Below are 14,294 nucleotides of genomic sequence, written 5' to 3'. Positions count from 1 at the left end.
AGATGTGTATAAGAGACAGGTGGGAGTGGTGGGGAGATGGCGAGACTGGACGCGGGGATGAGACAACAGAGGAGGGGCACACTGCTAGATAACCAGAGGCGGTATGGTTGGGGAATGAACTGAAGGGAGAGGACGGTCATAGCCCGCTTGCCAGTTCTTCACAGATGCGGGCAAAGGCGGCAGGGGGATCGGCAGCCGCTGTAATGGGACGACCAATCACCAGGTAATTGGCTCCGGCTTGAACTGCTGCCGCCGGAGTTAGGGTGCGCTGTTGATCGCCCGCTTCTGCCCAACTGGGACGCACTCCGGGACAAACGAGTAAGAAGCGATCGCCTAGGGTTTGCCGTAATTGAGCCACTTCCTGTGGAGAACAAACGGCTCCCGCCAATCCACTTTCCTGAGCCAGTAGTGCCATGTGCAGGGCATATTCGGGTAACTCCAGGGGAATTTTCAGGTCAAACGCCAGCGCTCTGGCATTCAAGCTGGTTAACACGGTAATCGCTAGTAGGTTAGGAGCAGGATGGTTCATTTCCGTTGCCCCCGCGATCGCGGCAGACTGAGCCGCCTCTAAAGCTGCCCGACCGGCTGTGGCGTGAACGGTCAAGAGATCTACGCCATAGCGTCCGGCAGCCCGACAGGCACCCGCTACGGTGTTGGGAATATCGTGGAATTTCAGATCCAAAAAAATCTGTTTCTGTCGTGCCTTCAGTTCCGTTAAAATGTCAGACCCACTGCTGACAAACAATTCCAGCCCCACTTTCCAGAAGTTGACCTCTGGGAGACGATCAATCAAGGCGATCGCCTGATCTGCCGTTGGGACATCGAGCGGCACAATAATTCGATTGGCAACAGACACGCCGATCACTCACTCCGATAATTTGGCATCCTCAGTCTACCTCTGGAGTTGGAAGCTTGGGCGATCGCAGCAGGGATTACCGCGACCTGGGATGGCATTGTGTAGGATGAAGATTGTGTGCAACCCCATCCCCGCATCCATGACTGTGAATCCTCTGCTGACCCTGCCCTACGAACCGGCATTAGAACAACTCGGTGATGACTACTATGACATTGTAGAAGCGGCTCAGTTCCCGACTCAGATTCTGCGATTTCGGAACGATGATTTGCTGGGTCTGTTAGGACTGGAACCCCAGAGCGTTCAAGATCAAGATTTTATCGCGGCCTTTGGGCAGTTTGACCAGCCACCGCGTCCGTTATTGGCGCTGCGCTATCACGGCTATCAGTTTGGCGAGTACAACGCATTTTTGGGGGATGGGCGGGGCTTCCTCTATGGTCAGGTGCGGGGTACAGATGGCGAGTTGTATGACTTCGGTACGAAAGGGTCGGGCAGAACTCCCTATTCCCGAGGGGGCGATGGGCGGCTGACGTTGAAGGGGGGAGTCCGGGAGGTGTTAGCCGCAGAGGCGTTACATCGGGCTAAGGTGAGGACTTCTCGCTGTCTCAGCCTGATTGAAACCGGAGAATCCCTCTGGCGGGGCGATGAACCCTCTCCTACCCGATCGTCGGTGATGGTGCGCTTTAGTCGATCGCATATTCGATTTGGCACCTTTGAGCGGTTGCATCGCCTCGATCGTAAAGATCTGATCGCCATTTTGTTGGATCATGTGATCGAATACTACTATCCCCATCTGCAACAGCAGACCGATCGCTATGCGTTGTTTTATGCCGAATTAGTGGAACGAGTGGCGGAATTGGTAGCGCAATGGATGGCGGCGGGCTTCTGTCATGGTGTGTTGAATACCGATAATATGTCGATTACGGGGGAAAGTTTTGACTATGGGCCCTACGCCTTTATTCCTACGCTTGATCCTCGATTTACGGCGGCTTATTTTGATTATTCGGGACGCTATAGTTACGGCAATCAACCCGCGATTTGTCGGTGGAATTTAGAAATGTTGCAAGCGCCGATGAGTCGCGTGATTGCTTTTGCAGATTTAGACGCAGCATTAGCGAAGTTTGAAGACTATTACGATCGTGCCTATCGCCAACGCATATTGTACAAGTTGGGATTTGATCAATTGACTGTGATCGAAGCCGAGGAATTGCTTAAGGCAACCTTGCAATTTTTGCACATTTCCCAGATTGACTATCATGACTTTTTCCAACGGTTAACTCAGCAGTTTTCTATCCGTTGGCGAGAAGATGTGAATGCCATTTTCCCCGATGTTCAAGAGCTAGATGATCAACTGGCAAATCTCTGGAACACCTGGAAGATTACCTACTTTAATCAACTACTCAATCTACCGATGGCAGAGCTTGAACAAATTCCCGATCGACTATCGGCATACAATCCCACTACAGCCCTGTTACGTCCCGCTATTGAAGCTGCCTGGGCACCAATTACACAACAGGATGATTGGAGCCAATTTAATCAATTACTAGAACAAATTCGAGCCTGATTGTGATCTTTAGTCTGCCCCACCTGACCACCGATCGCCTGCTATTAAGATTAGCCACTTATAGAGATGCGGCAGCAATCTTAAATTACTACGTGGGCAATAGTGCATTTCTGGAACCGTTTGAACCCGCAAGGGCAGAGGAATTTTACACGTTAGAATTCTGGCAGGAACAGGGAGAGAAATCGGTGATTGAATTTAATTATCAACAGTCAGTCAAACTGTGTTTGTTTACCCAAACTTATCCCGATCGCGTCATTGGTAAAATCAATTTTACTCAGATGCAGTTTGGCGTTTCCTATACCTGTTTATTGGGCTACAGTTTGGCGGCATCGGAGCAGGGAAAAGGGTATATGACTGAAGCCCTAAAAACGGCGATCGGTTACATGTTTGAGCAATTTAATTTGCATCGGATTATGGCAAACTATATGCCCCGCAATGAACGGAGTGGCAAGGTATTAAGACGGTTAGGGTTTGTGGTCGAGGGATATGCCAGAGATTACCTGTTAATTAACCGCAAATGGGAAGATCATATTCTCACCAGTTTGATTAATCCCCATTGGCAATGACTTCAGGAACCACGATCGCCGCCATTGCAACTGCCATTGTGCCTCAACAAGGGAGTGTCGGTATTGTTCGCCTGTCCGGCTCAGAGGCGTTGACAATCGCTCGCCACCTGTTTCATGCTCCGGGGCAACAGAGTTGGGAGAGTCACCGCATTCTCTATGGATTTGTCCGGCATCCCCAGACTAAAGCGACGATCGATGAAGCGCTGTTATTAATCATGCTGGCTCCTCGCTCCTATACCCGTGAGGATGTGGTGGAATTCCATTGTCATGGCGGCATTATGGTGGTGCAGCAGATCTTACAGTTGTGTCTGGAGCAGGGAGCGCGGCTGGCACAACCGGGAGAATTCACCCTGAGAGCGTTTCTGAATGGACGATTGGATTTAACTCAGGCAGAGAGTATTGCGGATCTGGTGGGGGCGCGATCGCCCCAAGCCGCCCAAACTGCCCTCGCCGGACTGCAAGGCAAACTGGCGCATCCGATCCGCCAACTGCGGCAAGATTGCCTGAATCTGCTGGCAGAAATTGAAGCTCGAATTGATTTTGAAGAAGATTTACCGCCCTTAAATGAAGCGGAAATCCATACGAATCTGGAGCAAATCCTCACCCAAATTACCCAGGTTTTAGCCACAGCCGATCGCGGAGAATTGCTGCGAACTGGGCTGAAAGTGGCGATCGTCGGTCGTCCGAATGTCGGCAAATCCAGTCTACTCAATGCCTGGAGCCGGAGTGATCGGGCGATCGTCACGGATCTACCCGGCACGACTCGGGATGTGGTGGAATCTCAATTAGTGGTTGGCGGCATTCCAATTCAGGTGTTAGATACGGCGGGCATCCGGGATACTGTCGATCGGGTGGAGCAAATTGGGGTTGAGCGATCGCGGTCTGCTGCCCAATCCGCCGATTTAGTGCTGTTGACGATCGATGCCGAGAGTGGGTGGACATCTGCCGATCAAGCGATCTACGAGCAGGTACAGGATCGCCCGCTCATTCTGGTTCTCAACAAAATTGATCTGGCATCCCCGAACGACCCTCCCGTTTTACCCCAAATGATGACGATGGTGCAAACGGCGGCGGCACTCGGGCAGGGGATTGACGCATTGGAGCAAGCTATTTTAGAGACAGTCCATACAGGCATCCAGGCTGCCAACCTCGATCTGGCGATTAATCAACGCCAAGCGGCGGCATTAACTACGGCAAAGTCGGCATTAGAAGGGGTACAGGTCACGATCGCTCAACACCTCCCCCTGGATTTCTGGACGATCGATCTTCGCAGTGCCATCTATGCTTTAGGGGAGATTTTGGGGGAAGACGTAACCGAGTCCGTCCTCGATCGCGTGTTTAGCCAGTTTTGTATCGGTAAGTAAGCGAAGGGATGGGGCAATTCTGAAGCAATTTGACAGAATCTTGCGAAAATGAAAAATTTTCTGCCCGATCTCATAAATTTGCGTCAGCATGGCAAAACCGGGGATCACTTTTACGTCCTCCTGATCGTTTGAGCTGTTACATATCGTAATTCGATCGCATCGGTAAATTATCCTGGGTCAAACTAGCCTTTGACAGCAATTTCCGAACTTAACCCAAGATTGACGAGTGCAAATTTCGTTAGTCACAAACTTAAAGATCACACATGACACGCTACAAACGGTGAACAATAAATTCATATAGTCTGAAAATCAGACGGGAGAACCTTATGGGAGACATGAATGCCGCTGAACTACTGGTTCGGTGTTTAGAAAACGAAGGAGTTCGCTACGTTTTCGGATTGCCCGGTGAAGAGAATCTGCACATGCTGGAGGCACTGAAACACTCCTCGATTCAATTCATTACCACCCGCCATGAACAAGGGGCAGCGTTTATGGCAGATGTCTATGGTCGCCTGACCGGACAGGCTGGAGTTTGTTTATCGACCCTGGGACCGGGAGCCACCAATCTGATGACGGGTGTGGCAGATGCCAATCTCGATCGCGCTCCGTTAGTAGCGATTACGGGACAAGTCGGCACCGATCGCATGCATATTGAGTCCCACCAGTATCTCGATCTAGTGGCAATGTTTGCTCCGGTGACAAAGTGGAATGCCCAGATTGTCCGTCCGACCAATACCCCCGAAATTGTCCGCAAGGCATTTAAGATTGCCCAGTCCGAAAAACCCGGTGCTGTTCATATTGATTTGCCAGAGAATATTGCGGCAATGCCAGCTCCTGGGAAGCCCTTAACCAAAGCACCGATCGAAAAAACCTATGCGTCTTTCCATAGCATTGAGAAAGCCGCCGAAATGATTTCCAAGGCAACTAATCCCCTGATTCTGGTAGGAAATGGAGCCATTCGTGCCCATGCCAGCGATATGCTGACGGAATTTGCTACCCGGTTGAATATTCCCGTAGCGAATACGTTTATGGGCAAAGGCGTGATGCGCTATACCCATCCCCTGGCTCTTTGGGCAGTGGGACTCCAACAACGGGATTACATCAGTTGTGGCTTCGATCGTGCCGATTTAGTGATCGCGATCGGCTATGACCTGGTGGAATACTCTCCCAAAAAGTGGAATCCCGAAGGCAATATCCCGATCGTTCACATTGGCATGACTCCCGCCGAAGTCGATAGCAGCTACATTCCTGTAGTGGAAGTGATTGGCGATATTGGTGACTCGTTAAAAGAAGTGCTGTATCGCGCCGATCGCACTGGCAAACCCGATCCCTATGCGCTGGAATTACGCGCCGATATCCGCAGTGACTACAGTTACTATGCCAACGATGAAGGGTTTCCGGTCAAACCCCAGAAGATTGTTTATGATCTGCGGCAAGTCATGGGCCCCGAAGACATTGCCATTTCTGATGTTGGCGCTCATAAGATGTGGATGGCGCGGCATTATCACTGCGAACGTCCCAATACTTGCATCATCTCCAATGGCTTTGCGGCAATGGGAATTGCCATTCCCGGAGCGATCGCGGCGAAATTGGTCTATCCCGATCGGCGGGTGGTGGCGGTCACGGGAGATGGCGGCTTTATGATGAACTGCCAGGAACTAGAGACGGCTCTCCGGGTGGGCACGCCCTTCGTCACGTTAATCTTCAATGATGGTGGTTATGGCTTAATTGAATGGAAACAGCATAATCACTTTGGCGAATCAGCCTTTATCAAATTCGGCAATCCAGATTTCGTCAAACTGGCTGAGAGTATGGGATTGAAAGGCTATCGGGTCGAATCATGTCTCGATCTCGTTCCCATCCTGAAAGATGCTCTAGAACAGGATGTTCCCGCCGTGATTGACTGCCCAGTGGACTATCAAGAAAATCTCCGCTTTACCCAACGAGCCGGAGACTTGAGTTGCGCCATGTAGTGGCTTTCCTGAGGATTGGTCAGACCAGAAGATGAGGATGTATGGTGAGCGATCGCGATTCATCCTCATCCCCGGCTGTAGCCCTAAACACCTACGTCTTTCCGTTCAATTAAGGTTTCGACAATTCGGACTAACCGATCGACCGTTTCTGCCTGTCGTTGGGTGGTGGCTTTCAGTTCCGCCATATCTGCCCGAAATTCTGTCATGCTTTGTTGCATTTCGGTACGGAACTCAGAGAGTCCTTCCCGCATTTCGGTACGGAACTCAGAGAGCCCAGACCTAAAATCCGCCATTTCGGCTTGCCATTGCAGGCGGTACTCGACCATCCCTTCGGTCAATCTACCTACCTGGTCAATCAGAAGTTCGACTTTACTGTCTAACTGGTTGTCTGAAGAATAAGTCATGGCTAAATTCTACCGCGATCGCCCTGAAGTATAGCTGTTGGCTCATCTGGACGATCACCCACCAAACTATATTTGTTTGTGCTAGGACTATTTGTGTGATAGTTTGAGTGATTTGTAACCGATTTGTTGTGCAACAAAATAGTTCGACTGACCCAATTCCATCCCTGACTCCGTCGCAACAGGCGGCTAGAGAACCCTGTCTTGGCGTGTTGCGGGAATTAGCCCGTACCTATCAGGCATTCTCTAGTTTTGATGAAAACTATATTCGCCAATTGGGCTTAACGGTGCCCCAGTACGATGTCATCTGCACTCTGGGCAATACTCCTGGCATGATGATGGGGCAGTTAGCCGAAAAAACCTTAGTGACCAAGGGCACCTTAACGGGCATTGTCGATCGCCTGGAAAAAAAAGGGTTGGTGCGGCGAGAAGTGCCACCGGATAATCGCCGATGTTTCATCATTGTGCTAACCACCGCAGGGGAGCAAGTCTTTGAAGAAGTGTTTCCGACTCATATCAATTGCTTAAAGCAACGGTTTAGCCACCTCTCTGCCGAGCAACTGCAACAGATCCAAACCTCATTGCAACAGTTACGGCGTGTATTTCAGCCCGACGTAAATACCCCAGTGGAGGAAGTTAGAAATCATTAGGATCTGCCAGAATCGATCGGCATTCTTGGCACTAAGGTTGATTCATGGCTTCTCGTTCTGCTCCTCGTCCGGCATCACTTCCCCATCCCCTGACGCGGCTGATGCACTACAGCCGTACCCATCGCCAACAGGTTTGGGCGGCGATCGCCTGTTCCATTCTCAACAAATTATTTGACCTGGCTCCCCCGGTGCTGATTGGCATGGCCGTGGATGTGGTGGTCGAGCGGCAAAATTCGCTGATTGCCTCCTGGGGGGTGGCAGATATCCAGACGCAACTGTTGATTTTGTCGGGACTGACGCTAGTGATTTGGGGGCTAGAGTCGGTCTTTCAATATGCCTACGATCGGCTCTGGCGCAATCTGGCACAAACCATTCAGCATGAACTGCGGATTGATGCCTATGGGCATTTGCAAGAGTTGGAGATGTCGTTTTTTGAGGAACGCAGTACGGGAACGTTGCTCTCGGTACTGAATGATGACATTAACCAATTAGAACGGTTTTTGGATCACGGAGCCAATGAAGTTCTCCAAGTTTCTACTACCGTGATTGTCGTCGGAGCCGCATTCTTCTTTCTGGCTCCGGGGGTGGCATGGATGGCAATGTTACCGATGCCATTTATTTTATGGGGATCGTTTGCCTTTCAGCGGCGTTTAGCTCCCCGCTATGCTGATGTGCGGGAAAAAGCGGGACTGGTGAATAGTCGGTTAGCCAACAACCTGTCTGGCATGGCAACAATCAAGAGCTTTACCGCCGAACAGTATGAACTCGATCGCGTGGGGGTAGAAAGTGAAGCCTATCGTCGTAGTAATCGGCGGGCGATCGCCCTCAGTGCTGCCTTTATTCCCTTAATCCGCATGGTGATTTTATTGGGATTTACCGCGACGTTGTTTTTTGGTGGACTTGCTGCCGCCCAGGGACAGTTAGCGGTTGGCACGTATAGTGTGCTGGTGTTCATTACCCAACGCTTACTCTGGCCCTTAACCAACTTGGGACAAACGCTAGATCAATATCAACGGGCAATGGCTTCAACCAATCGGGTAATGAATCTGTTGGATACGCCGATCGCGATCCGGACGGGGACAACTCCTTTACCGACCCCAACGGTTCAAGGTGCGGTGGAGATGGAACAGATTACCTTTGCCTACAACAACCAGCCGCCCGTGGTTGAAGATCTGTCGTTGCAGATTCCGGCGGGGCAAACGATCGCCATTGTCGGGTCAACCGGATCGGGGAAGAGTACCCTGGTGAAACTGCTACTCCGGTTTTATGAAGTCCAACAGGGAAGAATTACGATCGATGGTAAAGATATCCGCGATCTGAACCTGCGAGATCTGCGCCGCTCGATCGGGTGGGTGAGTCAGGATGTGTTTTTGTTTCACGGGACGGTAGCTGAAAATATTGCCTATGGTAGCTTTGGCGCTTCTTTGGAAGAAATCACCCATGCGGCGAAACTAGCAGAAGCCCATGAATTTATCCGGCGACTCCCTCAAGGCTACGACACGATCGTCGGGGAGCGGGGACAAAAACTCTCGGGTGGTCAGCGGCAACGGCTGGCGATCGCCCGCGCCTTATTAAAAGATCCCCCCATCCTGATTCTGGATGAAGCCACCTCGGCAGTGGATAACGAAACTGAAGCGGCGATTCAACGATCGCTGGAACACATTACCCAAAACCGCACGACGATCGCCATTGCCCATCGCCTGTCTACGATTCGCTACAGCGATCGCATTTATGTGATGGAACATGGCAAGTTAGTCGAACAGGGTAAACACGAAGACTTACTCGCTGCCAATGGCATCTATGCCCATTTGTGGAATATTCAATCTGGCTTGCGATCGTCCTAGAGTATTGCCCAGTGAAAGCCGTATGATGGGCGTTGTCCTTGTGTATCTCCACGGTTGCAGACTGACATGCCCGCCAACGTGACGGTAATTGATCATCCCCTGATTCAACACAAATTGACGTTAATGCGTCGGGCTGAAACCAGTACGGCTAAGTTTCGATCGCTGTTAACTGAAATTAGTATGCTGCTTGCCTATGAGGTGACCCGCGATTTGCCGCTGAAGTACGAGACGATCAAAACCCCGTTAGCGGTAATGGATGCCCCTGTTCTGGCTCCCGATAAGAAACTCGTGCTGGTGTCGATCATGCGGGCAGGACAAGGGATTCTGGATGGCATGTTACAACTGATGCCCTCCGCAAGAGTCGGACATATCGGGCTGTACCGCGACCCAACCACCTTGATTCCGGTTGAGTATTACTTCAAAGTTCCCCATGATATTGAAGAGCGGGATATGCTGGTGGTTGATCCGATGGTGGCAACGGGTAACTCGGCGATCGCGGCGGTCGAACGGTTGAAGGAAACTAATCCGAAATCACTCAAACTGGTTTGCCTATTAGCCGCTCCGGAGGGGATTGAAAACTTTCAGACCTATCATCCCGATGTCCCGATCTACACGGCCGCGATCGATGAAAAGCTGGATGAACACGGCTACATCATTCCGGGGTTAGGGGATGCGGGCGATCGCTTGTTTGGCACTAAATAATCCGAACCTGTTTTTCCGATGATTTACCCGATCGGTTTGCGGAAACCAATGGACGTAACGTGAATCCTCCTGGCAAGAGCGCTCAACCAAGCCCTATGGAAACCTACCTGTTGCAACGACTACCGGCTTTAGATATCACTCCCGATCGCTTCAAACCCTATGGGCAGGTGATCTTTGCTAGTGATGATGGCAGACCCTATGGCGAGGATGACGCTCAGTTGCAACTCCAGCATGGCATTCCCCGGTTGTATATCATGCGACTTTATAAGCGGGGACGGAGATTTAGTAAAATTACTCGCCACCAGCGCTGCACCCAATGCTTAGGTTCCCTGGAGGGTAAGGATTGGTTGATGGGCGTTGCCTCTGCCAACAGTTTGGATGAGCCAACCTGGGATGATATCACCGCCTTCCGGATTCCCGGCAATTGTTTTATTAAGCTGCATATAGGAACCTGGCACGCTGGACCTTACTTCGATCACGAATTTGTCGATTTTTATAATCTGGAACTGAGTGATACTAATCTCACCGACCATCAGACTTGCGATTTGCGGGAAATGTATAACGTCGAGTTTGAGATGATCTACCGCTCATCAATTGAGTCGTAGTCAACCAACAACCAAGTAAAGGCACTATCTACCCCTTCAGCCTTATACTGGCTACTGACTAACGACTATATCTCTTCCAGGTTCATGGCTTTCAATTCCTCCTTTGCTGCCCAACTCTCGGCTGCCTCCGATCGCCTGTTTCATTTGCTCGATCGTTTCTCCCAATCACGGGTAATGGTGGTCGGTGATCTCTGCCTGGATGAATTTATGAATGGGCAGGTAGAGCGGTTATCCCGTGAAGCGCCTGTGTTGATTATTCGCCATGAAGAAACGCGGCAAGTCCCAGGGGGCGGAGCCAATGCAGTCTATAATTTTGCCCGGTTAGGTGCCCAGGTGAAAGCGGTTGGATTAATTGGTGAGGATGAACAGGGACGAGCCTTGCGTAACATTTTTGCTGCCGCCGGAATCGATACCAGTGGGATTCTCGTCGATCGCGATCGTCCAACGGTGACGAAAACGCGGATCTCCGGTCATGCGCGGCAGTCCGTCACCCAACAGATTGTTCGGGTCGATCGCAAATCGGATGCCCTGCCCACCTTGGAACTGCAACTGCAACTGGCAGAATACATTCAGCAACACCTGGCGAATGTGGATGCTGTAGTCTGTTCCGATTATGGCGATGGGACGTTGACACAACCAATTATTGCCGCCGCCTTAGCCCATCCATTCAGTGTGGTGGATGCTCAGAAACATTTGAAACGCTATCAGGGCGCGACCATGTTTACCCCGAATCTGCCCGAAGCGGAACAGGCGATCGGCTATTCGTTCGTTAAGCCGACGGGTGAAATGGATGGGGCACAACTCCGGCAGGGCGGTCAGGATCTCTTGGCATTAACCCAAGCAAAACGGGTTTTAATTACGCGTGGGGAGGATGGCATGAGTTTATTTGAGCAGGACGGGACGGAACACCACATCCCTGCCTTCAATCGCACCGATGTATTCGATGTCACTGGAGCCGGAGATACTGTTGTCGCTGCGCTCACGGTCGGACTCACCTTAGGAGCTTCTCCCTGGGAAGCCGCCGTGTTAGGCAATTTAGCCGCCAGTATTGTGGTGCGGCAGTTTGGGACAACAACGACTAATCCCCATGAGATGAAAGTTGCCCTTCAGCTACTGCTAGACGAATACGCCTTAAATTAAGCTGTGAGATCGAGAGGTGTTGGAGGAAGGTGGTCGGCGGAAACACGTCTCACCATCCAAATAGACTCGCTATATTAGCGTCGGATATTATTTGGTTAATGTATAGACGATCGCTCAGCATAGCAGCGATAGACTCCGTTGCGGAGTATTCTAAGCAACAGGTAATTTCGCTGGAACTACTTACAATTTCCCTAACCTAATCAGGGATGACTAATGTTTAGGTGTTCCTAATTCGCTGATTAATTGATGAACTTTACGATTCAACAAGTTCTAATTCCAGATGCTCACGGCTATGAAACCGTGGATGTGCAAATTGTTGAGGAGCGCATTACTGCGATCGCGCCCGATCTTGCCGTGATTGGCACTCCGGTAGACGGACGCAACAAACTCCTATTACCCGGATTTGTCAATGCTCACACCCATTCTTCAGAGATGTGGCAACGGGGTATGATTCCGCCTGTGCCTCTGGAATTGTGGATTGCTGAACTGTACGACTTTGCTCCACTGCAACCCGAGCAGATTTATCTCAGTGCTTTAGGGACTGCTGTTGAAACCCTGCTATCGGGTGGGACAACCGTGGTCGATCATCTGGTGATGATTCCCGGACAGGAGATTGCCACGATCGCCGCTGCCGCCCGAGCCTATCAAGAAGTTGGGATTCGAGCCTTCATTGCTCCCTTAATTCAAGATGAAGACTTAGGTTCGGGAATGCCCACAGGCGGGCTGGTGAAGGAGGTAGCTACCTATCATCGCTCGACTAGCGATACCTTAGCGATTCTTCAGCAGGCGATCGCTGAATTTCATCAACCCGAACAAGGACTTGCCCTGATGGTGGCTCCCACGGGGCCGCAATTGTGTTCCGATGCTTTGTTTACTGGATGTATTGAGTTAAGCGATCGCTACCATCTGGCTCGCCACCTGCATTTACTGGAAACTCAGGCACAGAAGCGATTAGCCGAGGAAAAATATGGTTGCAGTGTCGTAGACCACCTAAAACGTCTGGGGTTTCTCAATCACCGCACTTCTCTAGCCCATTGCGTCTGGTTAGATGACGCTGATATTGAGGTGCTGGCAGCTACTCAAGCCACGGTAGTCCATAATCCCCTCAGTAATCTGCGCTTAGGTAGTGGGATTGCACCGATTCTGAAATACCGTCAGGCAGGCGTGAATGTCACCTTTGGTTGTGATGGAGCCGCCAGTAATGATAGCCAGGATTTATTAGAAGCCATCAAAATGGGTTCGATGTTGCATAATGTCACCGATCTGGACTACCGCCACTGGCTGACCCCCCGGCAAGCGGTAGAAATGGCATCCTTAGGGGGGGCGACGGGATTAGGGATGGCAGATGAATTCGGTTCTCTGACTGTCGGGAAACAAGCCGATTTAGTGTTGTATGACCTGATGAGTTTGTCGTTATTGCCCCGTACTGATCCGATCGGACTGCTGATTTGGGGTCGCCCTAGTGCTGCTGTGGATAGTGTTTGGGTCAGAGGGCAACGCATTGTCGCCAATCATCAAGTCACGACGATCGAGGTCGATGAATTACGGCAGCAGTTATTTACTCGCAGCCAATGGCATACCGAGCGACAATCACCCACTGTCAAACAGTTTGAAAGGCATTATCGCTCGGTGATGGGTTTACCTTAGCCATCAGGCGGACAGAATCTAGGCTCCAGGCTAAGAGCGGTTTGCCGGACTGCGGTTTTCTTCCTTCGGTTTTGCTTTATTCACCTTGAGTTGGCGACCCATCCACTCAGCTCCATCTAATTCTTCGATCGCCGCATCCTCTTGGGTATCGTCTTCTAACTCGACAAAGGCAAAGCCGCGCATTCGCCCCGTTTCGCGATCGGTGGGCAACACAACCCGCTTCACCGTTCCATAATCAGTAAATACTTCGGTTAGGTCTTCAACGGTTGCCCGATAGGACAGGTTTCCAATGTAAATGGTCATAGCAAAAGCGGGATGAAAAAACAACAAAGCTGAGATTCAGACGCTTTAACCTACGGTGGATAGATAACACACAGTCGATGTCGTTCTGCAATCTCCTATCAGTATTATGGGTAATCTGAGCGATCTACGCTGTAGCACAGATTTCATGATGCCAACTTGTTGAGCAACAAGTCACATAAATTGCTTAATCTCATGCCCACCAGAACTGAGCGAATGATGTCTCCTCCCAGCGCAACTGGGGCGATCAGAGCCACCGCAATGGATGGAGCCCGATCGCCCTCACCTACGCCAATATCCGTGACCACGGCAACCAATTAGTCGATCGTAATCGATTGTGGACCCTGACTCTTGCCGTTATTCACCTCAGAGTCAGTCGAGTAAACCGATGTCCCCGATTGGCGATCGAGCCAGCTTTTGACCGGATCATCTGCCAGGTTTAGCCGGAGTAACCCGGAAAATAAGCCACCCATAAACGCGATCGGTTGTTGAGCTAATTCCTTCACTAACGGGGTCAGTTCATCCAAAAACACAGCAAGCCTCCTGCAACCGTAACCATGCCAAAATCTAACATTTCTCCCTGGCTTTCATCATCGGTTGGGCGAAAGAATTCAAGCGGGCTAGGCTGCCAAATCACGACGAGCCCACCATAAGGCAAATCTGTATCCAGGGTTCGCGTCCCCGT

15 protein-coding genes are annotated in these 14,294 nt (G+C 50.9%); 10 read left to right on the top strand and 5 right to left on the bottom strand.

Going from position 1 to position 14,294, the window contains the following annotated elements; translation table 11 throughout:
• Nucleotides 1-136: 136 nt before the first annotated feature.
• Nucleotides 137-856 carry an orotidine-5'-phosphate decarboxylase gene (gene pyrF, locus ACN4EK_RS28205; RefSeq protein ID WP_431661760.1) on the bottom strand — a complete coding sequence of 240 codons (720 nt, stop codon included), beginning with the start codon at nt 854-856 and terminating at the stop codon, nt 137-139.
• Between the two features lie 139 nt (nt 857-995).
• Here pyrF and ACN4EK_RS28200 point away from each other — a divergent pair, with 139 nt between their 5' ends.
• From ACN4EK_RS28200 to ACN4EK_RS28185, 4 genes are all read left to right on the top strand, one after another.
• Nucleotides 996-2,417, top strand: coding sequence for a protein adenylyltransferase SelO (locus ACN4EK_RS28200; RefSeq protein ID WP_431661758.1), 1,422 nt, complete (start codon nt 996-998; stop codon nt 2,415-2,417).
• Between the two features lie 2 nt (nt 2,418-2,419).
• On the top strand, nt 2,420-2,983 hold the full coding sequence (locus tag ACN4EK_RS28195; RefSeq protein WP_431661756.1) for a GNAT family N-acetyltransferase: 564 nt from the start codon (nt 2,420-2,422) through the stop codon (nt 2,981-2,983).
• Nucleotides 2,980-4,347, top strand: a complete 1,368-nt coding sequence (gene mnmE / locus ACN4EK_RS28190; RefSeq protein ID WP_431661755.1) for a tRNA uridine-5-carboxymethylaminomethyl(34) synthesis GTPase MnmE — start codon at nt 2,980-2,982, stop codon at nt 4,345-4,347. Before ACN4EK_RS28195 ends, mnmE begins: the two co-directional genes overlap by 4 nt.
• 326 nt (nt 4,348-4,673) lie before the next feature.
• Nucleotides 4,674-6,320: an acetolactate synthase large subunit gene (locus ACN4EK_RS28185; RefSeq protein ID WP_431661753.1), complete on the top strand. Its 1,647-nt coding sequence runs from the start codon at nt 4,674-4,676 to the stop codon at nt 6,318-6,320.
• A gap of 83 nt (nt 6,321-6,403) precedes the next feature.
• On the opposite strand, the gene ACN4EK_RS28180 is transcribed toward ACN4EK_RS28185, so the two are convergent.
• Nucleotides 6,404-6,724, bottom strand: coding sequence for a hypothetical protein (locus tag ACN4EK_RS28180; protein WP_431661752.1), 321 nt, complete (start codon nt 6,722-6,724; stop codon nt 6,404-6,406).
• Between the two features lie 128 nt (nt 6,725-6,852).
• On the opposite strand from ACN4EK_RS28180, the gene ACN4EK_RS28175 reads away from it, so the two are divergent.
• The 6 genes from ACN4EK_RS28175 (at nt 6,853) to ACN4EK_RS28150 (ending at nt 13,309) form a co-directional block, all read left to right on the top strand.
• Nucleotides 6,853-7,371 (top strand): MarR family winged helix-turn-helix transcriptional regulator, encoded by a 519-nt coding sequence (locus tag ACN4EK_RS28175; protein ID WP_431661750.1) that lies wholly within the window; start codon nt 6,853-6,855, stop codon nt 7,369-7,371.
• 44 nt (nt 7,372-7,415) lie between these two features.
• Nucleotides 7,416-9,215, top strand: coding sequence for an ABC transporter ATP-binding protein (locus tag ACN4EK_RS28170; protein WP_431661749.1), 1,800 nt, complete (start codon nt 7,416-7,418; stop codon nt 9,213-9,215).
• A 66-nt stretch (nt 9,216-9,281) separates the two neighbouring features.
• Complete coding sequence (upp, locus tag ACN4EK_RS28165; RefSeq protein WP_431661748.1) at nt 9,282-9,917, top strand: uracil phosphoribosyltransferase; 636 nt, start codon at nt 9,282-9,284, stop codon at nt 9,915-9,917.
• Nucleotides 9,918-10,012: 95 nt separating this feature from the next.
• Entirely contained in the window at nt 10,013-10,522 is a 510-nt protein-coding gene (locus tag ACN4EK_RS28160; RefSeq protein ID WP_431661746.1) for an ureidoglycolate lyase, read from the top strand.
• Nucleotides 10,523-10,606: 84 nt separating this feature from the next.
• Nucleotides 10,607-11,662 carry a bifunctional heptose 7-phosphate kinase/heptose 1-phosphate adenyltransferase gene (locus ACN4EK_RS28155; RefSeq protein WP_431661744.1) on the top strand — a complete coding sequence of 352 codons (1,056 nt, stop codon included), beginning with the start codon at nt 10,607-10,609 and terminating at the stop codon, nt 11,660-11,662.
• A gap of 246 nt (nt 11,663-11,908) precedes the next feature.
• Nucleotides 11,909-13,309: an amidohydrolase gene (locus ACN4EK_RS28150; RefSeq protein ID WP_431661743.1), complete on the top strand. Its 1,401-nt coding sequence runs from the start codon at nt 11,909-11,911 to the stop codon at nt 13,307-13,309.
• A gap of 30 nt (nt 13,310-13,339) precedes the next feature.
• On the opposite strand, the gene ACN4EK_RS28145 is transcribed toward ACN4EK_RS28150, so the two are convergent.
• The 3 genes from ACN4EK_RS28145 to ACN4EK_RS28135 all read right to left on the bottom strand — a co-directional run bounded on the left by ACN4EK_RS28145 (nt 13,340) and on the right by ACN4EK_RS28135 (nt 14,142).
• Entirely contained in the window at nt 13,340-13,612 is a 273-nt protein-coding gene (locus ACN4EK_RS28145; protein WP_431661741.1) for an RNA recognition motif domain-containing protein, read from the bottom strand.
• Nucleotides 13,613-13,755: 143 nt separating this feature from the next.
• Nucleotides 13,756-13,926: a hypothetical protein gene (locus tag ACN4EK_RS28140; RefSeq protein ID WP_431661739.1), complete on the bottom strand. Its 171-nt coding sequence runs from the start codon at nt 13,924-13,926 to the stop codon at nt 13,756-13,758.
• Entirely contained in the window at nt 13,927-14,142 is a 216-nt protein-coding gene (locus ACN4EK_RS28135) for a hypothetical protein (RefSeq protein ID WP_431661738.1), read from the bottom strand.
• Between the last annotated feature and the right edge of the window lie 152 nt (nt 14,143-14,294).

It is taken from the genome of Pantanalinema rosaneae CENA516, assembly GCF_050753385.1.
In the GTDB taxonomy this organism is placed as follows: domain Bacteria; phylum Cyanobacteriota; class Cyanobacteriia; order Leptolyngbyales; family Leptolyngbyaceae; genus Pantanalinema; species Pantanalinema rosaneae.
Note: the sequence above shows the minus strand (reverse complement) of the source record. Positions and strands in the feature narration are given on the sequence as shown.